This is a genomic window from Streptomyces echinatus, from assembly GCF_014203595.1.
GTDB lineage: Bacteria > Actinomycetota > Actinomycetes > Streptomycetales > Streptomycetaceae > Streptomyces > Streptomyces echinatus.
The window spans coordinates 1-23553 of the sequence record NZ_JACHJK010000005.1; the positions used below are offsets into that span (position 1 = coordinate 1).

Consider the following 23553-nt stretch of genomic DNA (forward strand, 5'->3'; position numbering starts at 1 on the left):
ACGCCCGGTTACATTCCGAACCCGGAAGCTAAGCCTCACAGCGCCGATGGTACTGCAGGGGGGACCCTGTGGGAGAGTAGGACGCCGCCGAACAATCTTTGGGAAAACCCCCGCACCTCAGGTGCGGGGGTTTTCTGCGTTCAGGGCCGATTCCGGGCCAGCAAGGCCCTTCCGAGGTCGGAAGAGCCCGTCACGGGGTCAGAAGGTGACGTCCGCGGTGTTCACGGTCCCGCCCCGCCGGCCGGGCGCTCCGTGCCGCTCCCAGTAGAGATTGGTGTGGGCGATCACCTGCTCCGGAGCGGGAGCACCGTACTTGCCCAGGTCCTCCGTGGTGTGAGCGTCGGCGACCAGCGTCGCGTCGTACCCGCGGACGATGGCTCCGTGCAGGGTCGAGCGGATGCACGCGTCCGTCTGCGCGCCCGCCACGATGAGCCGGCCCACCTTGTGCTCGGCCAGCACCGACTCCAGGTCGGTCTCCTCGAAGGAGTCGGTGTAGCTCTTGTGGACCAGGGGCTCGCCGTCCCGTCGGACCAGATCCGGAACGTACTGCCAGCTCTCGGAGCCGTGTTCCAGCTCGTCGTCCGAGTGCTGCACCCACACCACCGGCACGTCCGCCGTCCGGGCCTTGTCGATCAGGGTGTTGATGTTCGCGATGACATCGTCGCGGTTGTGCGCTCCGTCCACGACGCCGTTCTGGACGTCGATGACGAGGACGGCGGTGCGGGGGCGATCGGGAATCGTGGTCATGGGGCACACCCTAGGACCCGGCACGGACACCAGCCGCCCGATTCTCGGATGAGCGGGCTGCGTGACCTGGCTACCGTAGCTCCATGAGCACCCCCATCAGTGACGCGTACGTCGTCCGAGCGATACGACCCGACGAGTGGGCCGCGGTGCGGCAGTTGCGCCTCGACGCACTGCGCGACCCGGTGGCGCACCTCGCCTTCCTGGAGACGTACGAGGAGGCCGCGGCCAGGACGGACGCGTTCTGGCAGGACCGGGCGACCGGGTCGGGCGAGGGCTCCGCCGCGGCTCGGCAGATCATCGCCGAGACGCCGGACGGAACCTGGGCCGGCACGCTGACCGTGCTCGTCGAGGAAGCCGGCACCAAGGACTGGGCCGGCGACCCCGTCGACCGGCGCCAGGGGCACGTGGTCGGCGTCTTCGTGCGGCCCGAGCACCGGGGGAACGGCCTGATCGGGGCGCTGTTCGAGGCCGGCGTGCGGTGGGCGTGGGAGCAACGGGCCGAGCGGGTGCGGCTGTTCGTCCACCAGGAGAACGCGCGCGCCCAGGGGGCGTACCGGAGGTTCGGGTTCGAGCCCAGTGGCCGTGTCGTGTCGTTCTCGAAGAACGAGGAGGAGACCGAGCTGGAGTTCGTCCTGGAGCGGCGGTCCTAGACCGGCAGCTCCTGGTGCGGCCAGCGGGAGCGGGCCTGTTCGCGGGAGCGGAGCAGGGCGAGCGTGGGCAGGCCCTGGCCCGTTCCGGTGGCGAGCAGGTCCGGCAGCTCGGGGAACGGCGCCACGGCCGCGATGTCGTCCAGGACCAGGGTGAGTGGTGGGTCGAGCCGACCGGAGGATGACCGTTCGGCCATGCGCCGGCCGCGCTCGACCACGCTGGAGACGAGGGCCGTCAGGAGGGGCATCGCGCCCGGATTGCTCCTGGGGTCCTCGATGGATTCACCGACCGCATAGAGGCTGCCCCCTTCGTGGACGAAGGAATCCAGGGCCAGCGCATCAGTTCGGTTCGGTGTGCAGGACTCGCGGACGTTGACCGTGAACAGCGCCGACAGCGCCCTGCTCGTGAGCTCCTGGGCGATGTCCCGGCGTTCCGGGTGCGCGGTGAGCGCGGCCTCCAGCTCGCCGGCGGCGCCGGGCGCGGCCTTGGGGTGCGTACGCAGGGTGCGGACGGCGTCCTGGATCTGGGTGCCCTGCGCCCAGCGGTGGACGTGGCGGATGGTGCGGTTCTCGAGGGCGGCGGCGTGGAGGTAGCTGCGCAGGAGGGTGACCGCCGTGTCCGCCACCGCCTGGTCGATCCTGGCGGTGGGCCGTACGGGGGCGAGCAGTGCCGTCGCCCGGTGCAGTGCCGTCTGTCTGTCCTCGCAGCCGGCGGTGGGGGACCAGTGGAGACGGGCCGGGGTGTCGCAGCGGTGGGTCGGGTCGTAGAGGAGGACGGGGCCCAGTTTGGCCTTGGCGTCCTTCGTCTCCGCCCACAGGTCCGGGTCCGACGTCACCACGAGCGTGGGGCCGGACGCGTCCCGGATGGCCTGGGCCGCGGTCGTCCGGCGGGCCGCGGGCGGCGCGTAGAGCACCGGGCCGTCGGCCCGGTCGGTTTCCCGGCCATGCGTTCGTTCCCCCTCGGGTGAGGGGGCGGGAGGGGGTACGTGCGCGATCGTTTCCGGCGCGAGCGCGGGCGCGGGCGCGGGCGCGGGCGGCTGCGGCTCGGAGCGGGGCGCCGGCACCTCGTGGCGGGGCTCCGGGGGTGTGTGCGGGTCCGCGGTGTCGCCGGAGGCCCGCCGAGCCTCGTAGGGGGGCGCCGTGGGTGCGTGCTGCCCCGCGGTGCCGGTGGCGGACCGGCGGGTCCTGCCCGCGCGCCAGCGGGCCACCGTGCCCATGGCGAACACGGTGAGGACGAGGAGGAGCATCAGCTGGCCGATGAGCAGGCCCCAGAACAGGCCCCAGCCGGAGAGCTGAGCCGGTGGGGTGTCCGGCCAGGCGCCGGTGATGTCGTGCGGCCGGCCGATGAGATGGCGCATGGCCAGGGGGGTGCGGGTGAAGGAGACGCCGTCGGGCCAGGCGCCCTGGGCGAACCAGGCGGCGAGGCCCGTGGCGGTCCACACCAGGACGGTCATGCCGAGGAGGAACGCGAGGCTGCCGATCAGCAGGCCGTCGGGGATGCCGCCCCGGCTCTCCCGGCGGCTGTCACGGCGATCGTCCGGTCTCACCCTGCGCTCCCCTTACGCCACCGTCGACTCGGAGTCGCCCAGGTGCTGTTCCACGAAGGCCGCGGCCCGCTGCTCGGCCTCCAGCTCGGCCGCGTGCAGGGCGTCGTCGGCCGTCAGGTCGCTGGAGGACTCGGTCATCGCGCGGTCGGTGAAGACCAGTGGCCGTTCCGTCTCCGTGATCAGGTGTTTGACCACCTGGACGTTGCCGTTGACGTCCCAGACGGCGATGCCGGGGGTGAGGGTGGGGATGATCTCCACGGCCCACCTGGGCAGGCCGAGCACCCGGCCCGTCGCTCTGGCCTCGTCCGCCTTCTGGGCGTAGATCGTCCTGGTCGACGCCATCTTCAGGATCGCCGCCGCCTCCTTCGCCGCGGCCCCGTCGACCACGTCGGACAGGTGGTGGACGACCGCCACGAAGGACAGGCCCAGCCGGCGCCCGAACTTCAGCAGCCGCTGGAACAGCTGGGCGACGAAGGGGCTGTTGATGATGTGCCAGGCCTCCTCGACCAGGAAGATGCGCTTCTTCCGGTCGGGGCGGATCCAGGTGTGCTCCAGCCACACGCCGACGATCGCCATGAGGATGGGCATGGCGATGGAGTTGCGGTCGATGTGGGACAGGTCGAAGACGATGAGGGGCGCGTCGAGGTCGATGCCGACCGTGGTCGGGCCGTCGAACATGCCGCGCAGGTCACCGTCGACGAGCCGGTCGAGCACCAGGGCGACGTCCAGGCCCCAGGCCCGTACGTCGTCTATGGCGACGTTCATCGCCTCGGCCGACTCCGGTTCGGGGTGCCGTAGTTGCTCGACGATGTCGGTCAGGACGGGCTGGCGGTCGACGATGGTCTCGTTGACGTACGAGTGCGCGACCTTCAGGGCGAAGCCGGAGCGTTCGTCCAGGCCGTGGCCCATCGCGACCTCGATGATGGTCCGCAGCAGCGCGAGCTGGCCGGTGGTGGTGATCGCCGGATCCAGGGGGTTGAGCCGGATCCCGTGGTCCAGGGCGGCCGTCGGGTCCAGCCGGATGGGAGTTATCCCCAGCTCCTGCGCGATGAGGTTCCACTCGCCGACGCCGTCCTCGCCCTGCGCGTCCAGGACGACGACCTGGCGGTCCCTGAACCGCAGCTGGCGCAGGACGTACGTCTTCTCCAGCGCCGACTTGCCGTTGCCGGACTCGCCGAGGACCAGCCAGTGGGGGGCCGGGAGCTGCTGGCCGTAGAGCTGGAAGGGGTCGTAGATGTAGCCCTTTCCGGAGTACACCTCGCGGCCGATGATGACGCCGGAGTCACCGAGGCCGGGCGCGGCCGTGGGCAGGTAGACGGCCTGGGCCTGGCCCGTGGAGGTGCGCACCGGCAGCCGGGTCGTCTCGACCTTCCCGAAGAGGAAGGAGGTGAAGGCCTCGGTGAGGACGGACAGCGGATCCCGCATCGGTGAATCAGCCCCTACCTTCGGATGCCGGTGGCGAAGGGAAGTGTGTTCACGAAGGCGCGGTGGTGCTCTCGGTCGCACCACTCCAGCTTGAGGTACGACTTGCCGGCGGAGGCTCTTATCGTGCGCTTGTCGCGGGCCAGGGCCTCCGGGGAGCGGGAGGAGACGGTGATGTAGCCGACGAGGTTGACGCCCGCCGCGCCGCTGGCGAGGTCCTCGCCCCGCTGGTCGAGGCGGTTGTGGGCGGCGATGTCGCGGGGGTCGACGGTGCGGTTCATCTTGGCGGCGCGGGACGCCTCGGCCTCGTCGTTGGTCTTCTCGGTCAGCATCCGCTCGATGGCGACCTCGGTGGGTTCGAGGTCCATCGTGACCGCGACCGTGCGGATGACGTCGGGGGTGTGGACGAGGAGCGGGGCGAGGAAGTTCACGCCGACCGGGGTCATGGGCCATTCCTTCACCCAGGCCGTGGAGTGGCACCAGGGCGCGCGGGTGCGGGACTCCCGGGTCTTGGCCTGGAGGTAGGTGGGCTCCATGGCGTCCAGCTCGGCCGGCCAGGCGTTGCGCTGGGTCATTGCCTGGATGTGGTCGATGGGGTGGTCCGGGTCGTACATGGAGTGGATGAGGGAGGCCAGCCGCCCTTGGCCGAGCGGCTGCCGGACCCGGATGTCGGCCTCCTGGAGCCGCGAGCAGATGTCGGTCAGCTCACGGGCCATGACGACGGCGAGCCCGGCGTCCCGGTCGGCCTTGGCGCCGTGGGCGCGGGCGGCGCGGGCCATGGCGTGTGCCTCGGCGGCCAGTTCGCGGTTGTAGTGCATGCAGGCGACGAGATAGGCGCGGTGCTGCTCGCTGCTGGTGGACACCATGGACTGCAGCTGGTCGTAGGACTGCTGGAGCCAGTCCAGGGAGCGGTCGTTGCCGCGCAGGGCGACGTCCTTGGCGTGCGCGTCCGGGTCGGCGGGCAGGGTCCTGGCGAGCATCTGCAGCCGGGTGACGAAGCCGTCCCCGTTGGCGACGTGCTTGAGCAGGGTGCCGAAGCGGTCGACCAGGGCCTCCTGGTCCTCGGAGTCGCGCAGGCCGACGCCGGGGCCCTCGATCTCGATGGCGGCCGTGACCGTCTTGCGGTCGGCGTGCAGGAGTACGGCGATCTCGTCCGGTCCGAAGGGCGCGGCGAGCCAGGTGATCCGGCCGATGCCGGGCGGTGGCCCGACCTCGATCTCCCGCCCGTCGAGCCGGGTGCCGGCCTCCGCGGCGCCGGACCGGTAGACGGAGCCGGTTTTGAGGGTCCGCTTGTAGCTGCGGTTGATCTCGAACCACTTGTAGAAGGTGCGGCGCTTGTACGGCACGTAGACGGCCATGAGCGCGAGCAGCGGGAAGCCCGTCAGCAGCACGATCCGCAGGGACAGGACCGGTACGAGCAGGCCGCACATCATGCCGAGGAACGCGCCGGCGATGATCAGCGCGATCTCGCCGGATTCGCGGTTCCGGCCGACGATCGCGTTCGGCCGGGCGCGGCCGATGAGATACGTACGGCGGGGCGTGACCGGATGGGACAGGTGGGACTCGGTCGTCAACGCCCTTCACCTCCCGAGCGGTTGTTGCGGGCGTTGCTGGCGTGCGGGGTGTTGACCGGGCTGGACGCGCGGGGCGCGGGCGTGGCGGAGGGGACGGCTCCGCCGGTGCCACCGGTGGGGGTACGGCTGCTGTGGGCGGCGACGCCGCCGGTGACGGGGTTGGCCGGGCGGGGGGTGCTGCCGCCTTGGCCGCCTCCGTTGCTGTCGGCGCGGGTGCTGTGGGTCTTGATGCCCTGGGCGACGAGGCTGGCGGGGGAGCTGATGACGGCGGCGGCCTTGCCCTCGGCGCCCTGCATGATGCGGTTGTTGCGGCCGCTGGCGATCTCGTCGCCGAAGCCGGGGACGAAGCGGTAGATCATCGCGCTGGCGAAGATGGCCAGCAGGATGATGGCGAGGCCGGAGACGACGGCGGAGAAGGCGTCGGGGCCGTTGCCGCCGGAGAGCGCGCCGGCGAGGCCGAGGACGATGACGATGACGGGCTTGACCAGGATGACGGCGATCATGATGCCGGCCCAGCGGCGTACGTGGCCCCACAGGTTCTTGTCGACGAGGCCGGCGTAGACGACGGTGCCGAGGAGGGCGCCGACGTAGAGGAGCGCGGCCCTGATGACGAGCTCCAGCCACAGGACGCCGGCGGCGAGGATGCTGACCAGGGAGACGACGATCAGCATGATGGGGCCGCCGCCGATGTCGGTGCCCTTGTTCAGGGCGCCGGAGAAGGTGCCGAAGAAGGTGTCGGCCTGGTCGCCGGTGGCCTTCGCGAGGACGTCCGTCACTCCGTCCGTCGCCGATACGACGGTGTAGAGGATGAGCGGGGTGAAGGCGGAGGCGAGCACGGTGAGCCAGAGGAAGCCGACGGCTTCGGAGATGGCGGTGGTCAGCGGCACGCCCCGCACGGCCCGCTTGGCGACGGCGAGCAGCCACAGCAGGAGGGTCAGGATGGTGGACGCGGCGAAGACGATCGCGTACTGCTTCAAAAACGCCTGATTGGTGAAGTCGACACTGGCGGTCTCCTTCACGGCGTCACTGAGCTTGCCCACGGTCCACGAAGCGGCGTCCGCACATCCCTTGGCAAGCGAGGAGAGGGGATCGAGGGTGTCGGTGAGGGGGGCGTTGGGCGAGCCGGTGGAGCCCTTGGAGCCGTTGTCCTTCTCGCAGAATTCCTTGGCGGCATCGCGGATCAGTGCACAGGGGTCGCTGCTCTTCGAGGGAGTAGGAGTGGGCGCCGCAAAAGCGTGGGCCGCCAGCAGGAACGGGAGCGTCTGCGCGGCTCCCAGAACAGCCGTGATCCTGAGGACGCGGTGGTTAGCGCGCATACGTGAACCCTCCGTACCCCTCGACAGCCTTCGTCATGTCGTCAGCGGTGGATGCCGTCTGATCACGGCCTACGGGGACCGGACCGTCCTTCTGCTGGAAGTCGGTGATCTTCCAGTCGCCGTCGACCCACTGCAGCTTGTACGTGGTGGTGTACCAGCTCTCGGTCACCGGATTCTTGGAGGCTTCGCCAGAGAGGCCGAACAGCGAGGTGTACCAGACCTCGACCGTTGTGCCGTCCGCGCCCGCGGAGGTGACTTTGGTGCCGACGGGGATGACCCGGGAGACGAAGGTCTGGCCGTTCGGGGCTGTGCCGCCTTTGGCCAAGCCGATGTTGGCGAGGAACTTCTCGTTGGAGTAGGCACTGTCCATGGCCGACTGCTTGGCGGCGGCCGCATCCGGGGTGTAGACCGTGTTCACGATCTGGTGCCGCCACGCGGTGTTGAACATGTCCGCCGACCCCAGTGCCACCGCGTAGTTTGCCGCTGCGCTCTGGGCTCCCTGGGGTGTGTGGGCGAAGCCTGTGGGGATGTTGGCGGACTTTGTTTCCACCGGCTTGGTCCCGCTTGCCGCGGTGGTCGAGGTCCTCGGCTGGTCGTTCTTCGGCGACGCCTCGTCCGCGGACGAACCGCCCCCCCGGTTGGCGAAGGCGATGGCGGCGATGAGGAGGACGACCACGCCGACGACCGTCACCAGGCTTCTGGAGGAGGAGCGGTGGGGGCGGCGGGGGGCGCCGCCGTAGGGGTCGGTCTCCGGGAGGCGGGTCCGGGTGTGGCCCGTCTCCGCGTAGTCGCTGTAGCCCTGCTCGTCTCCGGGACTCATGCCGCGTACGCCCCCTCCACCTCGTAGACATACGACGGTAGCCGTGCTGGTTCCCGCGCGGGCGCGGTGTGGTGACTCGACATCAGGGAAACGCAACCTCAGCCGGTGGGCACGACGGGTGGGTGGGGTGGAGGGGACAGCCGCGGCCGGGCGTGCCCGGAAGCGGTGGGGCTACACCGCCATGCCGTACACGATCGTGAACAGTGTGCCGAGGGAGCCGATGATGAAGACCCCGGTGAGGCCGGCGATGATCAGGCCCTTGCCCTGTTCCGCGCTGAAGGTGTCCCGGAGGGCCGTGGCGCCGATGCGCTGCTTCGCCGCGCCCCATACCGCGATGCCGAGGCAGAGGAGGATGGCGACGGCCATGACCACCTCGATCATCACCTTGGCCTCGTTGCCCAGGCTGCCGAAGGGGCCCCAGTCCGGAGCGATCCCGCCGATGATGGTGTTGATGTCTCCCTTGTCGGCCGCAAAGAGCATGTAAGTCACCGCCCCTGGTGGGTAGTTCCGCGAGTGCCCCTGCGGTGTGCAGAGGTCAGGCCTCATTGTCGCCGACAACGCCGCCAACGTATGTCGACTTGACGTCATTGACTGGCGGGTTTCGTACGCATGGCACGTACGGTCACTCTGTGTATCACGGCAGGTCACGCCGGGCAATGAGGTCCGACCGGAACCTGTCGTGTGGTTCCGTCGTTGTCCTTCTTCACGACCTGGCACGGTTTCTGACGGCCGGTCGGGTGAGGCGTCGCGTTGATGTTCTCACGGGTGCCGAGGGGCGGCGGACGGTGTGGCTCAGCGTGGGCGCAGGCCGTGCAGCAGCAGGTGGACGTGCCCGTCGAGGCCGGCCAGGGTCTCCTGCGCGTCGAGCGCGCAGCCGGCGATGAGGGCGGCCAGGCCGTGCAGGCTCGCGGCGGCGACGGTGGTGATGCGTTCGGGGTCGCCCTGGACGATCTCGCCGCGCTCCTGGCCGTCCGCGATCATCCGGGTGAAGGAGCCGAGGGAGCGGTCGACGGCGGCCGCGAGCTGGGCGGAGCTGTCCGGGTCGTGCTTGCGCGCGAACATCAGCTCCAGGAGCTCGGGGTTGTCGACGGCGAAGCCGAGGTAGGCGCGCGCGAGGGCGGTCACCCGTTCCTCGAAGGTCTGGTCCGGGTGGTCGGCGGCGGTGGCCAGGGCATGGTTCATGCGCTCGTACCCGTCGAGCGCCAGGGCGTCCAGCAGGGCCTGCTTGTCCTTGAAGTGGCGGCCCGGAGCGGCATGGCTCACGCCGATGTCCCGGGCCAGTTCGCGCAGGGAGAGCGCGCCGGACCCCTTCTCACGCAGGGTGCGTTCGGCGCTCCGCAGCAGGGCGGCGCGCAGGTCTCCGTGGTGGTAGGGGCGGCTCGTGGGCATGAGGACCATCGTATCTCGATGTTGACGGTGGCATCTTTGTTGGCGGCGCCAGCATTGTTGTCGTTGACAGCATTGTTGTCGTTGCCTACATTGTGGGTATGGCTGACACGAGCGAAGCGCGCGGTGCGCGCACATGGAACGCGACCCACCTCCCTGATCTGACCGGCCGTACGGCCGTGGTCACCGGTGCCAACAGCGGCATCGGCCTCGCCGCCGCCCGGGCGCTGGCCGGGGCCGGGGCACATGTGGTGTTCGCCGTACGGGACCTCGCCCGGGGCGGCGCCGCGGCGGCACGGGTGAGCGGCAGCACCGAGGTGCGCCGGCTGGACCTGGCGGATCTCGACTCGGTCCGCGAGTTCGCCGCCGGCTGGGACCGCCCGCTGGATCTGCTGATCAACAACGCCGGCGTCATGATGCTGCCGGAGCGGCGGACCGCGCAGGGCTTCGAGATGCAGTTCGGCACCAACCACCTCGGGCACTTCGCCCTGACCAACCTGCTGCTCCCGTATGTCACCGACCGCGTGGTGACCGTGTCCTCCGGCGCGCACCGCATGGGCGACAAGGTGATCCACTTCGACGACGTGAACCTGCGCCGCAACTACGCCCCCATCCGCGCCTACGCCCAGTCCAAGCTGGCCAACCTGCTGTTCACCCTGGAGCTCCAGCGCCGGCTGACCGAGGCCGGCTCGGGCGTCCGCGCTCTCGCGGCCCACCCCGGCTACGCCTCCACCAACCTCCAGAGCCACGCCGCGAACCCCTTGGCCCGGGCCCTGATGGCGGTCGGCAACAGGTTCCTCGCCCAGGACGACAAGGCGGGCGCCCTGCCCACCCTCTACGCGGCGACCCAGGACCTGCCCGGTGCGGCCTACGTCGGCCCGGACGGCCCGGCCGAGATGCGCGGCGCCCCGACCCTGGTCGGCCGCAGCGCGGCGGCGAGCGATCCGGCGGCGGCCCGGCGGCTGTGGACGCTGTCCGAGGAGCTGACGGGCGTGGAGTGGGGGATCGCGGCGCCGGTGCGGTGACGCGGCGCGTGCCTGCCGGAGGTCATCGGACGGCCGGGCACCGAGCCGTGGAAAAAACGTCTCATAGAAAAATCTCAGGCAACCCGATGCGCGATTCTCAGGTTCGCGGGAAAGAGATGGGGCGTGATGAAGCGCGCCCCACGCATCTCGCCGACCGCACGGCCCGCACTGCTCGGAGCCGTGGCGCTGCTCGCGCTGACCTCGGTCTCCGTGGCCACGGCCGACGACCGGCGGGGGTCCCACGCCGCCGGCACCACCCGTACCGTCACCACCCGCACCGCCCACGCCTCTCCCGCCCGGCCCGGTGACCGGGTCGGCACGCTGTTCGTGGCGGACGGGGCGGGCGGGCCGGTCGGCGGCCACTTCTGCACCGCGTCGGTGGTGCACAGCCCGCGGGGCGACCTCGTCGTCACCGCGGCGCACTGCGTGAGCGACGACGACCTGGACCTGGTGTACGCGCCGGGGTACCGGGACGGGCGGGCGCCGTACGGGATGTGGGAGGTGACGCGGCGGTTCCTGGCCGACGGGTGGACCGAGGACGAGGACGAGGACAGCGACCTCGCCTTCTTCACCGTCGCCGACCGGGACGGCCGGCGGCTGGAGGACGTGGTCGGGGCCAACCGGTTCACGACCGGTACCGACACCGGTGCCACCGCGGTGACGGTCACCGGCTATCCCGAGTCCGGCGAGGCGCCCATCACCTGCACCAGCCGGCCCGCCGTGCACAGCGCCACCCAACAGCGCATCGCCTGCCCGGCGTTCACCAGCGGCACCAGCGGCAGCCCCTGGGTCAACGGCGACGACCAGGTGGTCGGCGTCCTCGGCGGCCACGAGAGGGGCGGCGCCACGGCCGACATCTCCTACAGCGTGGTGCTCGGCGGCAGGGCGGAGACGCTGTACCGGGAGGCCACGGCCGGTTCCTGACGGGGCATGAACGTCCGGGACGGGTTCGTGATCTGTGTGGCAGGGTCTGTCCCGTGGACGCACTCAAGCCTCAGGACCCCCCGCACATAGGTACGCACGCACTTCTCGCCCGACTCGGCGCGGGCGGGATGGGGCAGGTCTACCTCGGCCGTTCGCCGGGCGGGCGGCTCGTCGCCATCAAGGTGATCCGCGACGAGATCACGGACCACCCCGAGGCGCTGGCACGCTTCCGGCGCGAGGTGGAGACCGCCGCCACGGTCCGGAGCGCGTACACGGCCAATCTGATCGACGCCTCGCTGGACGCCGCGCCCTACTGGCTGGCCACCGAGTACGTCGCCGGGCCCACCCTCGCCGGTGCCGTCACACGGCGCGGGCCGCTGCCCGCCGAGACCTGCCGCGGGCTGTGCGCGGCGCTCGCCGAAGGGCTCGCCGCCGTGCACGCGCACGGTGTCACCCACCGGGACCTGAAGCCGCAGAACGTCATCCTCGCCGCCCAGGGGCCGCAGCTCATCGACTTCGGGATCGCCCGGGGCGCGGGCCACGCCGCACTCACCGACACCGGGCGTGCGCCCGGCACGCCCGGATACACCGCGCCCGAGGTGCTGCTGCGCAACGAGGTCGGTCCGCCGGCGGACGTCTTCGCGCTCGGCGCCACCCTCGCCTTCGCAGCGACCGGCCGGGCGCCCTTCGGCGCCGGAGACCCGTCCGGGGTCGGTTACCGCGCCGTTCACGAGCCGGTCGACGTGGCGGGGGTGGAGCCGGAGCTGGCGGCACTGATCGAGGCGTGCGCGGCGAAGGACCCCGCCGCCAGACCGGGGCTCGCCGAGGTGATCGCGCGCTGCGGGGTGCGGACCGCGCTGGTGGAGGACCCGCACTACGCCGGACTGGGCACCCTGGGCGAGGCCGTGCCGCAGGTGCCGCCGCCACCGGCCGGGCTGCATGCCCTGCCGACGGTGGGCCCCGCGTCGTACGGCGGTTCCGGCCACGTACCGGCCCCGGCGGTGCAGCCGGCGAACCGGGCCCGGGGCGGGCGTTGGGCGGTGGCCGTGGCGGCGGGGCTCGCGGTGGGGGTCGCGGCCGGAGCGGTGGTGGTGCTCGCCCAGCGGGGCGACGGTGCGGACACCGCGCGGAGCGGTGCGCAGGGCCGGGTGTCGTCGGGTCCGAAGCGCACGGCGTCCGGCCCGGGCGCCACGGCTTCGTCCCCGGCGGGCGGAACGGGTGTCCCGGCCTACGCGGAGATGAAGCTCGACCGGACGCTGTTCGACGCGGCGGCGGGGCAGTGCCAAGTGCCCGCCGAGGAACGGGGTTCCGACGGTTTCATGATGGCGGTCGAGAACCCCGACGACCCGGACGACCAGGCAGGCGTCCTCTCGCTCCACCACAAGGTGAAGATCGGCTTCCGCGACAAGTACGCCTTCGGGAAGAACGAGCCGTACTACGTGACGGTGAGCGTCAAGCCGCCGCACGACATCGACCCCGACACCGGCAGGCCCGTCGCCGGACTGCTGACGGCCGACGTGAGCTCGGGCTACACCAGCAAGCCCCTCGACCTCTACGGCGGTGCCGACCAGGGGGACTGGAAGTACGTCACCTACCCGGACGACTTCCGGCAGTGGGTGAGGGGCAGGCCGTACCCCGCCGTCCCGCTCACCAACGACCCGGGCGACTGGACCGTGCAGTGGCATCACATCCGCACGCCCGGCGACTACCGCAGCATCATGTGCGCGGGCTTCACCGTGAAATGACGCCACATCACGCGAAAGGGGTCCTGGATCCGCTCGGCATGGGGGAAAGTTGAACCGTGCGGAAGGTATGGGTGTTCGGTGGGGCGGCTGTCGCGCTCGGCACGGGCTTCGTCATGCTGCTCGTCGTCGGCGTCTACATCGTGGCCGGGAACCTGGTCAACGGGGTGACCTCGGGCGGCCGGGGGCTGGCCAAGGGGGCCGTGCCGGCCGCCTACAAGCAGCTCGTGCAGCAATGGGGCAATCTGTGCCCGGCGCTGAGCCCGGCGCTGCTCGCCGCCCAGCTGTACCAGGAGAGCGGCTGGAACCCGACCGTCGTCAGCCCGGCCGACGCCCGCGGTATCGCGCAGTTCATCCCCAGCACCTGGGCGACCCACGGCATCGACGGCGACGGTGACGGCAAGCGCGACATCTGGGACCCGGACGACGCGATCCCCTCGGCCGCCTCGTACGACTGCGAGTTGGCGAAGTACGTGAAGGACGTGCCGGGCAACGTCTCCGACAACATGCTCGCCGCCTACAACGCCGGTGCCTACCGCGTCATCAGGGCCGGTGGGGTCCCGGCCATCAGCGAGACGCAGAACTACGTGCAGCGGATCCGCAGTCTGGAGAAGAGCTTCGCCGCGCCGGTCACCAGGATCGACCCCACCCGGCAGGCCGCCGGTGCCATCTCCTTCGCGCAGAGCCGGCTCGGCACGCCCTACCTGTGGGGCGGCAACGGGACGGCCGACCAGGGCGGGCGCTTCGACTGCTCGGGTCTGACCAAGGCCGCGTACGACAAGGTCGGCATCACGCTGCCCCGGGTCGCCAACGACCAGTACAACGCGGGACCGCACCCCTCGCGGGACCAGTTGCTCCCCGGTGACCTGGTGTTCTTCTCGGACAACCTCACCGACTCCCGGGCCATCCGGCACGTGGGCATCTACGTCGGCGGCGGTTACATGATCGACGCTCCGCGCACCGGCGCGGTGATCCGCTTCGACCCGGTCGACACCCCCGACTACTTCGGCGCCACCCGGGTGACCGAGGATGGCGCGAAAGCGCTCCCCACGACCGTGTGAACAGAGCGTGAAGTCACCCCCTGAGCTGCAAGGACGAGTCTCTCTTCGATAACGTCTGCGTGATCATTCAGTGGAGAGTGGAACGTATTGATGGTGCCCGTGCGTTCCTGTTGACGTAGCCGAGCGGACGTCAGTACGGCAGTGCAGCGGAAGCGGATCTACGAACCACGGGGGGCAGGAGCGACGCACACCCGGTGCGTCCGGACGAACGACGAAGGGGCCGCAGCACCATGGCTGTACTCGCCGAATCCGGATCGAACCCCGACGTCGACCTGCTCTACGACATCAACGGCCTGGCCAAGGACGCCCCCGGCTGGTTCGACCGGGTCATGGAATTCATCGGTGAATACGGGCTGTTGCTCGCCATGGCGCTGCTCGTCCTGTGGTGCTGGTGGTCGGTGCGGCGCCGGGGCGGAGAGGACGCGGCGCCCTCGGTGGCCGCGCTGGTCTGGGCCCCGCTCGCGGCCGGCCTCGCGGTGCTCGTGAACGTCCCGATACGCGGTTTCGTGGAGCGCCCCCGACCCTTCGTGGACCACCGGGGCCTGGACGTCCTCGTCGACGGCAAGACCGACTTCTCCTTCGTCAGCGACCACGCGACGATCACGATGGCGCTCGGGGTCGGGCTCTTCGTGGCCGACCGCCGCTTCGGTCTCGCCGGTATCGGCCTGGCCCTGCTGGAGGGCTTCTGCCGGGTCTACATGGGCGTGCACTACCCGACGGACGTCGTCGGCGGCTTCGCCCTCGGTACGGCGGTCGTCCTGCTGCTGTCCCCGCCGGCCACGGCCCTGCTCACCCCGCTGATGCGGGCCGTGGAGCGGTCACCGAGGGCGGGCCGGCTCGTCCGGCGCCGGCCGGCCGCCGGAAGCGGCCGGGACACCCTGCTGCCCAGCGCCCGCAAGCCGCTGGAATCCGAGGAGCGCGACCTGGCGGCGTGACCGTACGCTCCGCCGCGTGAGCAGGTTCTTCGCCACGGTGTGCCTGCCGCCCACCCCGCCCCGCCGGGTGCCGACGCGGTGGCCGTGGCCATGGCGCCGTACGACATGAACGCCACGGACGACTGGAACCCGGTGGGGGAGTGGGGCGGGCCCCCGCGGCTCCCCCGGGCAGCGGTCGCGCCGCTGTGGTCCGGCCGCTACAGACCTTGCGCGGCGGAGAAGAAGCGCTGCGGGTCGTAGGCCTTCTTCACCTTGGCCAGCCGGGCCGCCGCGTCCCCGTAGTACGCCTTCTTCCAGTCCTTCAGCGTCGGGTCGGTGTAGTTCTGGTAGGCGGCGCCCGAGGCGTACGGCTTCATCGCGTCGTGGGCCGCGGTCAGCCAGGACTGGGCGGTGCCGCCGGAGCCGCCCGCGCCCCAGGAGGCGATGTACTGGGTCAGCATCCGGGAGCGGCGGTGCACGAACGCGGTCGCGGTCGGGGAGACCCGGTTGACCGCGCCGCCGAGCGCGGTGAACGCGATGCTGCCCGCGCCGCCGCGCACCGCGGCGATCTGCTTCAGGACGGTCTGGATGCCCGCCGCGGACAGCGAGCGGTCGAAGAAGTCGGAGCGGGCCGCGTACGTCTCCCGGTCCAGCTTGCCCTGCGGGGAGCGGCCCGGCGTGGAGCCGGGCAGATGGCACTGGGCGTCGGTGGAGAAGGAGGAGCAGCCGGCGTAGATCTCCATCGCGTCCTCGTAGCCCCGGCGCCGCAGGGAGACGGAGGCGGCGTTCGCGCCGGCCAGGTGGGCCAGGCGGTCCACGGCGTTCTGGAGTTCGCCGTAGGTGCCGAGGGAGAAGCAGGACACGGAGATGGCCGGGGTGCGGCCGGGGGAGCAGGACAGGTGCAGGGAGGACCAGATCTCGTCGGGCTGGCTCGGTCCCCACTCCTGCCAGGCCTTGAGCACCTTGGCGGCCTTGGACCAGGGCCACGTCATATAGGCGGTCACGGCCTGGGGAGCGGTGTGGGTCTTGAAGTGCAGCTCGGTAACCACGCCGAAGTTGCCGTTGCCGGCGCCGCGCAGCGCCCAGAACAGGTCGGAGTGGTGGGTGGCGTCGGCGGTGACCTGGGTGCCGTCCGCGGTGATCAGGGTGGCCTGGGTGAGGCTGTCGCAGGTCAGTCCGTAGGCGCGGGAGGCGACGCCGTGGCCGCCGCCGAGGACCAGACCGGAGACGCCGACCGTGGGGCAGGAGCCGGCGGGTATGGTCACGCCCTTCGCGGCCAGTCCGCGGTAGACGTCGATCAGCTTGGCGCCGGCGCCGACGACGGCCTGGCCGCCGCTGACCCGGATCCGGTTCAGCCGGGACACGTCGACGATCAGCCGGTTGTCGCCGGAGGAGTAGCCCGCGTAGGAGTGGCCGCCGTTGCGTATCGACACCTTGATCCGGTGCGCGTGGGCGTAGGCCAGCGTCGTACGGATGTCGGCGGGGTGCGCGACGTAGGCCACCGCGGCCGGCCTCAGGCCGTCGAAGCGGGTGTTGTACAGCTGGTGGGCCGTCTTCCAGGAGGCGTCGCCGGGCCGCACCAGGGTGCCGTCCAGGTCACGGGCGAGGGCCGCCCAGTTCGCGGCGGCGCTTGCGCTGGTGGTCTTCAGGGAGGCAAGAGAGGATGAGCGCGACGGCGTACCGGTGTGCGCCGCCGGGGCGGAAGAGTCTCCGCCCGCACTGCACGCGGTCAGCGCGGTGGTCGCCAGGGCGGCCGCGCCGCCCGAGATGAACGTACGCCGTTCCATGTCCGTCGCCTTTCCTCGGCTCTCGTGGAACGAGACGGCGGCCCGCGCGAAGAGGTTCCGCCGAACGGGTGAGAACGTCGAATGCATGTGCAGGCAACCCGCTCGTCGGACCCTCCATGTGTTCTCCCCGTGAGCATTCCGTGACCTAACCAGGCCGACGGCAGGGGTTCACCCTCCGTTCATTTATGGCCATCGGCCGCTTCACCTGTCCTGCCTAATTTCGGCCGTGCACGGTGCGGAGTGCGGCCTTGGACGGGCTCCGGCACCACTTACCCTCGCGCGCCGCCGACAGCGGCGGCTCCTGGAAGGAACTCCCGAAAGTGATGCTTCAGCGCAAGAACCGGCTGCGCGCCCTCTCCCTCGGTGCTGTCGCCGTCACCGGCGCCCTGGCTCTGACGGCGTGCGGCTCCGACGACAACGGCGGCGACGGCAACGCGTCGGGCAACCCGTCCACCGCCGCCGCCGGATCGATCAAGTGCGACGACGCCAAGGGTCAGCTGCTCGCAGACGGCTCCTCCGCGCAGAAGAACGCGATCGACGCCTGGGTCAAGCAGTTCTCCCAGGCCTGCAAGGTGCAGATCAACTACAAGGGCGGCGGCTCCGGCGCCGGTGTCACCGCGTTCACGCAGGGGCAGGTCGCCTTCGCCGGCTCCGACTCGGCGCTGAAGCCCGAAGAGGTCGCCACCTCCAAGAAGATCTGCTCCGGCGGCCAGGGCATCGACCTGCCCATGGTCGGCGGCCCGATCGCCATCGGTTACAACGTCCCGGGTGTCGACAACCTGGTCCTGGACGCCCCGACGCTCGCCAAGATCTTCGACAGCAAGATCACCAAGTGGAACGACCCGGCGATCGCCGCGCTGAACAAGGGCGTGAAGCTTCCCGACCTGAAGATCCAGGCCTTCCACCGCTCGGACGAGTCCGGCACCACGGACAACTTCACCAAGTACCTGATCGCCACCACCCCGGACAACTGGAAGTACGAGGGCGGCAAGGCCTGGCAGGCCAAGGGCGGCCAGTCCGCTCCGCAGTCCGCGGGCGTGGCCCAGCAGGTGAAGCAGACCTCCGGCGCCATCGGCTACTTCGAGCTGTCCTACGTCAAGGACGGCATCAAGGCCGTCTCCATCGACACGGGTGCCAGCAAGCCGGTCGCCCCCAGCTCCGAGAGCGCCACCGCCGACATCGCCGCCGCGAAGGTCGTCGGCACCGGCAAGGACCTCTCCCTCAAGCTGGACTACAAGACCAAGGCCGAGGGCGCCTACCCGATCACCCTGGTCACCTACGAGATCGTCTGCGACAAGGGCAACAAGGCCGACACGCTGCCCGCCACCAAGGCCTTCCTGCGCTACATCGCCAGCGAGGACGGCCAGAAGATCCTCCCGAGCATCGGCTACGCGCCCGTGCCCGAGGAGATCATCGCCAAGGTCCGCACGACCGTCGACGGCCTGAGCTGACCTGATCCGTAAGTGCGGCCCGGTTTCTTCACGACACCGGGCCGCACCGTCCGGTGCACCGCCGCCACGAGCCGGACCCCCTCACGGGTGTACGGCTCCGCAGACCGGAGATCCCGATGGACATATCGACGACAACAGACGCCTCTCCCCCCACTCCGCCCCAGCACAAGCCGGCCGAGCGGAAGCGCGACGCCCGCGGCGCGACCCGCCCCGGTGACCGCATCTTCCTCGGCCTGTCCCGTGGCTCGGGCATCCTGCTGCTGGTGATCATGGCCGCGATCGCGGGCTTCCTCACCTACCGCGCCGCCATCGCCATCGGCAAGGACCACGGCAACTTCCTGACCACCTTCGAGTGGAACACCAACGTCCAGCCGCCGACCTTCGGCATCGCGGTGCTGGCCTTCGGCACGATCGTCTCCTCGGTCGTCGCCATGGCCCTCGCGGTCCCGGTCGCGGTCGCGATCGCGCTGTTCATCACGCACTACGCACCGCGCCGCATGTCCGGCCCGGTCGCCTACGTGATCGACCTGCTCGCCGCCGTGCCGTCCATCGTGTACGGCCTCTGGGGCGCGCTCGTCCTCGTGCCGCACATGAACGGCCTCTTCGGCTGGCTCAACGACTTTTTCGGCTGGACCGGGCTCTTCTCCTGGGAGGAGGGCGCGCCGCGCTCGATGCTGACCGTCGGCATCCTGCTCGCGATCATGATCCTGCCGATCATCACCAACGTGAGCCGCGAGGTCTTCCGCCAGGTCCCGCAGATGCACGAGGAGGCGGCCCTGGCCCTCGGCGCCACGCGCTGGGAGGTCATCCGCATGTCCGTGCTGCCGTTCGGCCGCTCCGGCGTGATCTCCGCCTCCATGCTCGGCCTCGGCCGCGCGCTCGGCGAGACGATGGCCGTGGCCACCGTCCTCTCCCCGTCGTTCGACATCCAGGCCAGCCTGCTCAACCCGGGCGGCGGCACCTTCGCCCAGAACATCGCCAGCAAGTTCAGCGAGGCGAACGAGTTCGGCCGTGACGCGCTCATCGCCTCCGGTCTCATCCTGTTCGTGATCACCCTGGTGGTCAACGGCGCGGCCCGGCTCATCATCGCCCGCCGCGCGGAGTACTCGGGGGCCAACGCATGAGCACCGCAGCCGTCACCGACAAGCGCCCCAGCACCCTGCGCGCCGCCAGCCTGCCCAAGTGGACGCCGTGGGCGATCGCCGCGGGCTCCATCGCCCTGGGCCTCGGCATCAGCGCGGCCGCCGGCCTGGACAGCAAGATCCAGTGGGCCCTGATCGCCGCCCTCCTGTTCATCCTGGGCACCTACGGCGTCGCCGCGCGCGTCGAGGGCCGCCGCCAGGCCAAGGACCGCGTCGCGACCAGCCTCGTCTGGGTCGCCTTCCTGCTCGCCGTGATCCCGCTGGTCTCCCTGATCTGGGTGACCGTCGCGCGCGGCGTGAAGGTCCTCGACATCCACTTCCTGACCCACTCGATGGGCATCGTCGCCGACACCGAGCCCGGCGGCGGCATCTACCACGCCATCATCGGCAGCCTGGAGCAGGTCGGCCTCGCCACCCTCATCGGCGCCCCGATCGGCGTGCTCACCGCGATCTACCTGGTCGAGTACGGCCGGGGCAAGCTCGCCAAGGCCGTCACGTTCTTCGTCGACGTGATGACGGGCATCCCGTCGATCGTCGCGGGTCTGTTCATCCTCAGCCTGATGCTCATCTTCGAGATGCAGCCCTTCGGCTTCGCCGGGTCGCTGGCCCTGGCCATCCTGATGATGCCGGTGGTCGTCCGCTCCACCGAGGAGATGCTCAAGCTCGTCCCGAACGAGCTGCGCGAGGCATCCCTGGCACTCGGTGTGCCGAAGTGGCGGACCATCCTGAAGGTGGTCCTGCCGACCTCCATCGGCGGCATCACCACCGGCATCATGCTGGCGGTCGCGCGTATCGCCGGTGAGACCGCGCCGGTGCTGCTGCTGGTGTTCGGCAACCCGTTCATCAACAACAACCCCTTCGAGGGCGCGCAGGCCTCGCTGCCGCTGTACATCTACCAGCAGTTCGCCAACAGCGCGGGCTCGGGTGCGGCGTACGACCGCGCGTGGGCGGCGTCGCTCACGCTGATCGCCTTCGTGATGATCCTCAACCTGGTGGCTCGCGGGATCGCCCGCTGGAAGGCCCCCAAGACCGGTCGCTAAGCATCGATTAGCGGCTACGGCCGCGCGGCGGCCCCCTCAGCGACCGAGCTTGATTTTTCTGGAAGTGAAGTAGACATGGCCAAGCGAATCGACGTAAGCGGACTCACCGCCTACTACGGCTCCCACAAGGCGATCGAAGACATCTCGATGACCGTCGAGCCGCGCTCGGTGACGGCGTTCATCGGTCCCTCCGGCTGCGGCAAGTCGACGTTCCTGCGCACGCTGAACCGTATGCACGAGGTCACCCCCGGCGGCCGCGTCGAGGGCAAGGTGCTGCTGGACGACGAGGACCTGTACGGCACCGGTGTCGACCCGGTGTCCGTCCGCCGCGAGGTGGGCATGGTCTTCCAGCGCCCGAACCCGTTCCCCACGATGTCGATCTTCGACAATGTGGCGGCGGGCCTGCGGCTGAACGGCAACTACCGCAAGAGCGAGCTGAGCGACATCGTCGAGAAGTCGCTCAGGGGCGCGAACCTCTGGAACGAGGTCAAGGACCGTCTGAACAAGCCGGGCTCCGGCCTCTCGGGTGGTCAGCAGCAGCGTCTGTGCATAGCCCGGGCGATCGCGGTCGAGCCGAAGGTCCTGCTCATGGACGAGCCCTGCTCGGCCCTGGACCCGATCTCCACGCTCGCCATCGAGGACCTGATCGGTGAGCTGAAGGAGCGGTTCACGATCGTCATCGTGACGCACAACATGCAGCAGGCCGCGCGTGTGTCGGACCGTACGGCGTTCTTCAACCTGGCCGCGGTGGGCCAGCCGGGCCGCCTGATCGAGATCGACGACACCGAGCGGATCTTCTCGAACCCGTCGGTCCAGGCCACGGAGGACTACATCTCCGGGCGCTTCGGCTGACAGACGCCGCCGCCCCGGCCGGGGCGGCGCGGATGGACCCCTCGCGGTGCTGCATGGCGGTGCCACCGCGAGGATGCAAAAGGGCCCGCCCCTGGCTCCCGGGGGCGGGCCCGTTGCGTTCCCCGGCACCCGGGGGCGGACTCGTTGCGTTCCCAGGCCCTCAGGGACCCGTCGCGCTCGGCTTCGGGGTGGTTCCTCGCCCGCCCGCCGGACTCGGCCGGCCGAGAGCACACACTGTGTGGACGACGGCCCGGACCACCGCGGTCCTGGCGGCGTGGGGGGTCCGGATACGCGTCCACCCTCCCGGCCGGCCGGGAGGGTGGAGGGGCGGGGTGGTGGAGGGGGTCAGAGGGCGACCAGTTTGACCACTCCGAAGGCCAGTGCGGCGACCAGCCCGGCCGCCGGCATCGTGATGAACCAGCCCAGGACGATGTTCTTGGCCACGCCCCAGCGGACGGCGTTGACCCGCTTCGTCGCGCCCACACCCATGATCGCCGAGGTGATGACATGGGTCGTGGAGATCGGCGCCTTGAAGATGAACGCGGTCGTGAACATGATCGACGCGCCCGTCGCCTCCGCGGCGAACCCCTGCGGCGGATCGAGCTCGATGATCTTGCGGCCCAGCGTGCGCATGATCCGCCAGCCGCCGGCGTACGTGCCCAGGGACAGCATCACCGCGCAGACGATCTTCACCCAGACCGGGATCGGGTCGCCGAACGTCTCATGGCCGGAAATGACCAGTGCCAGCACCACGACACCCATCGTCTTCTGGGCGTCCTGGAGGCCGTGGCCGAGGGCCATGCCCGCGGCCGAGACGGTCTGGGCGATACGGAAGCCACGCTTGGCCTTGTGCGGGTTGGACCGGCGGAACAGCCACATGATCGCCGTCATGACCAGGTAACCGACGACCAGGCCGACGATCGGGGACAGGAACATCGGAATGACGATCTTGTTCAGGACGCCGTTCCACAGCACGTCCGTACCGCCCGCCAGCGCCGCGCCCACCATGCCGCCGAACAGGGCGTGCGAGGAGGAGGACGGCAGGCCGAAGTACCAGGTGGCGAGGTTCCACACGATCGCACCGATCAGCGCCGCGAAGAGGATGCCCATCCCCGTGGAGCCCTTCGGCGTCTCGATCAGGCCCTCACTGACCGTCTTGGCGACCCCGGAACCCAGGAAGGCGCCGGCGAGGTTCATCACCGCGGCCATGGCGAGGGCCGCCCGCGGGGTCAGCGCCCGCGTCGACACCGACGTCGCGATCGCGTTCGCCGAGTCGTGGAAACCGTTCGTGTACGTGAAGAAGAGCGCGACCGCGATGGTCACGATCAGAGCGAAGGTGTCCATCGACGCCTCAGGACTCCTTGACGGCGATGGTCTCCACCGTGTTCGCCACGTGCTCGAACGCGTCCGCCGCCTCTTCCAGGACGTCCACGATCTGCTTGAGCTTCAGCACCTCGATCGCGTCGTACTTGCCGTTGAAGAGGTGGGCGAGCAGCTTGCGGTGGATCTGGTCGGCCTGGTTCTCCAGCCGGTTGACCTCGATCCAGTACTCGGTGAGGTTGTCCAGCGTGCGGAGGTTCGGCATGGCCTCCGCCGTGAGCTCGGCCGCCCGGGCCAGGACCTCGATCTGCTGCTCGACGCCCTTGGGGAGTTCCTCGACGTTGTAGAGGACGACCAGGTCGACGGCTTCCTCCATGAAGTCCATGATGTCGTCCAGGGAACCGGCGAGGGCGTAGATGTCCTCGCGGTCGAACGGCGTGATGAACGAGGAGTTCAGCTGGTGGAAGATCGCGTGCGTGGCGTCGTCACCTGCGTGTTCCGCGGCCCGCATACGCTCTGCGATCTCGGCCCGGGCAGACGCGTCCGCCCCGAGCAGTTCCATCAGGAGTTTCGAGCCGGTGACGATGTTGTCCGCGGACGCGGCGAACATGTCGTAGAAGCTCGTCTCCCTGGGGGTCAGACGAAAGCGCACGTGGGGTCCTCGGGGTGCTTCGGTTTCGGTCAGGCTGATGCTAGGCGCATCATCCGGCCACGGCTATCGGGCCGCATCCCAGTGTCGCCCATCGGGCAGAGTGATCAGCACGGGGGCGTACCAAGGGCTCCTTACCCCGCAAAGTTCGTTACCATATACCCAGTAGGGGTATGGATCCCTTTTG

At 70.3% G+C, this 23553-nt stretch carries 21 protein-coding genes and 1 rRNA gene; 11 read left to right on the top strand and 11 right to left on the bottom strand.

Going from position 1 to position 23553, the window contains the following annotated elements:
• Positions 1–93: ribosomal RNA gene (rrf, locus tag FHS34_RS15150) — 5S ribosomal RNA — on the top strand; the annotation flags it as partial.
• A 105-nt stretch (positions 94–198) separates the two neighbouring features.
• Here rrf and FHS34_RS15155 read toward each other — a convergent pair.
• Positions 199–747, bottom strand: coding sequence for a cysteine hydrolase family protein (locus FHS34_RS15155; protein ID WP_184965352.1), 549 nt, complete (start codon positions 745–747; stop codon positions 199–201).
• 83 nt (positions 748–830) lie between these two features.
• On the opposite strand from FHS34_RS15155, the gene FHS34_RS15160 reads away from it, so the two are divergent.
• Positions 831–1397: a GNAT family N-acetyltransferase gene (locus tag FHS34_RS15160; protein ID WP_184965354.1), complete on the top strand. Its 567-nt coding sequence runs from the start codon at positions 831–833 to the stop codon at positions 1395–1397.
• On the opposite strand, the gene FHS34_RS15165 is transcribed toward FHS34_RS15160, so the two are convergent.
• The 7 genes from FHS34_RS15165 to FHS34_RS15195 form a co-directional block, all read right to left on the bottom strand.
• Positions 1394–2941: a type IV secretory system conjugative DNA transfer family protein gene (locus FHS34_RS15165; RefSeq protein ID WP_184965356.1), complete on the bottom strand. Its 1548-nt coding sequence runs from the start codon at positions 2939–2941 to the stop codon at positions 1394–1396. The genes FHS34_RS15160 and FHS34_RS15165 overlap by 4 nt on opposite strands.
• Before the next feature lie 12 nt (positions 2942–2953).
• Positions 2954–4366 (bottom strand): ATP-binding protein, encoded by a 1413-nt coding sequence (locus tag FHS34_RS15170; protein ID WP_184965358.1) that lies wholly within the window; start codon positions 4364–4366, stop codon positions 2954–2956.
• Between the two features lie 14 nt (positions 4367–4380).
• Entirely contained in the window at positions 4381–5937 is a 1557-nt protein-coding gene (locus tag FHS34_RS15175) for an SCO6880 family protein (RefSeq protein WP_184965360.1), read from the bottom strand.
• On the bottom strand, positions 5934–7253 hold the full coding sequence (locus FHS34_RS15180) for a hypothetical protein (RefSeq protein WP_184965362.1): 1320 nt from the start codon (positions 7251–7253) through the stop codon (positions 5934–5936). The genes FHS34_RS15175 and FHS34_RS15180 overlap by 4 nt, the downstream gene beginning before the upstream one ends.
• Positions 7243–8073: a DUF8175 domain-containg protein gene (locus FHS34_RS15185; protein ID WP_184965364.1), complete on the bottom strand. Its 831-nt coding sequence runs from the start codon at positions 8071–8073 to the stop codon at positions 7243–7245. Before FHS34_RS15185 ends, FHS34_RS15180 begins: the two co-directional genes overlap by 11 nt.
• Positions 8074–8244: 171 nt before the next feature.
• The gene (locus tag FHS34_RS15190) at positions 8245–8553 is read right to left on the bottom strand and encodes a DUF8827 family protein (RefSeq protein ID WP_014673544.1); all 309 of its coding nucleotides are present in this window, start codon (positions 8551–8553) and stop codon (positions 8245–8247) included.
• A 312-nt stretch (positions 8554–8865) separates the two neighbouring features.
• On the bottom strand, positions 8866–9471 hold the full coding sequence (locus tag FHS34_RS15195) for a TetR/AcrR family transcriptional regulator (RefSeq protein ID WP_184965366.1): 606 nt from the start codon (positions 9469–9471) through the stop codon (positions 8866–8868).
• Positions 9472–9560: 89 nt separating this feature from the next.
• Between FHS34_RS15195 and FHS34_RS15200 the strand changes: the two genes are divergently transcribed.
• The 5 genes from FHS34_RS15200 to FHS34_RS15220 all read left to right on the top strand — a co-directional run bounded on the left by FHS34_RS15200 (position 9561) and on the right by FHS34_RS15220 (position 15146).
• Positions 9561–10484: an oxidoreductase gene (locus FHS34_RS15200; RefSeq protein ID WP_184965368.1), complete on the top strand. Its 924-nt coding sequence runs from the start codon at positions 9561–9563 to the stop codon at positions 10482–10484.
• Between the two features lie 126 nt (positions 10485–10610).
• Positions 10611–11408 carry a trypsin-like serine peptidase gene (locus tag FHS34_RS15205; RefSeq protein WP_184965370.1) on the top strand — a complete coding sequence of 266 codons (798 nt, stop codon included), beginning with the start codon at positions 10611–10613 and terminating at the stop codon, positions 11406–11408.
• A gap of 53 nt (positions 11409–11461) precedes the next feature.
• The gene (locus FHS34_RS15210; RefSeq protein WP_184965372.1) at positions 11462–13153 is read left to right on the top strand and encodes a serine/threonine-protein kinase; all 1692 of its coding nucleotides are present in this window, start codon (positions 11462–11464) and stop codon (positions 13151–13153) included.
• 56 nt (positions 13154–13209) lie between these two features.
• On the top strand, positions 13210–14211 hold the full coding sequence (locus FHS34_RS15215) for a C40 family peptidase (RefSeq protein ID WP_184965373.1): 1002 nt from the start codon (positions 13210–13212) through the stop codon (positions 14209–14211).
• 230 nt (positions 14212–14441) lie between these two features.
• Positions 14442–15146, top strand: coding sequence for a phosphatase PAP2 family protein (locus FHS34_RS15220; RefSeq protein ID WP_184965375.1), 705 nt, complete (start codon positions 14442–14444; stop codon positions 15144–15146).
• A gap of 197 nt (positions 15147–15343) precedes the next feature.
• Here FHS34_RS15220 and FHS34_RS15225 read toward each other — a convergent pair whose 3' ends face one another.
• The gene (locus tag FHS34_RS15225; protein WP_184965377.1) at positions 15344–16912 is read right to left on the bottom strand and encodes an FAD-binding oxidoreductase; all 1569 of its coding nucleotides are present in this window, start codon (positions 16910–16912) and stop codon (positions 15344–15346) included.
• A gap of 320 nt (positions 16913–17232) precedes the next feature.
• Between FHS34_RS15225 and pstS the strand changes: the two genes are divergently transcribed.
• The 4 genes from pstS (at position 17233) to pstB (ending at position 21397) form a co-directional block, all read left to right on the top strand.
• A complete protein-coding gene (gene pstS / locus FHS34_RS15230; RefSeq protein ID WP_184965378.1) occupies positions 17233–18363 on the top strand; it encodes a phosphate ABC transporter substrate-binding protein PstS in 1131 nt (376 codons plus the stop codon).
• 116 nt (positions 18364–18479) lie between these two features.
• Positions 18480–19487 carry a phosphate ABC transporter permease subunit PstC gene (gene pstC, locus FHS34_RS15235; protein ID WP_184965381.1) on the top strand — a complete coding sequence of 336 codons (1008 nt, stop codon included), beginning with the start codon at positions 18480–18482 and terminating at the stop codon, positions 19485–19487.
• On the top strand, positions 19484–20545 hold the full coding sequence (gene pstA, locus FHS34_RS15240) for a phosphate ABC transporter permease PstA (protein ID WP_184965383.1): 1062 nt from the start codon (positions 19484–19486) through the stop codon (positions 20543–20545). The genes pstC and pstA overlap by 4 nt, the downstream gene beginning before the upstream one ends.
• A gap of 75 nt (positions 20546–20620) precedes the next feature.
• Positions 20621–21397, top strand: coding sequence for a phosphate ABC transporter ATP-binding protein PstB (gene pstB, locus FHS34_RS15245; protein WP_184965385.1), 777 nt, complete (start codon positions 20621–20623; stop codon positions 21395–21397).
• A 345-nt stretch (positions 21398–21742) separates the two neighbouring features.
• On the opposite strand, the gene FHS34_RS15250 is transcribed toward pstB, so the two are convergent.
• Positions 21743–22741 (bottom strand): inorganic phosphate transporter, encoded by a 999-nt coding sequence (locus FHS34_RS15250; protein WP_184965387.1) that lies wholly within the window; start codon positions 22739–22741, stop codon positions 21743–21745.
• 7 nt (positions 22742–22748) lie between these two features.
• Positions 22749–23369 carry a DUF47 domain-containing protein gene (locus FHS34_RS15255; protein WP_184965389.1) on the bottom strand — a complete coding sequence of 207 codons (621 nt, stop codon included), beginning with the start codon at positions 23367–23369 and terminating at the stop codon, positions 22749–22751.
• Positions 23370–23553: the final 184 nt, after the last annotated feature.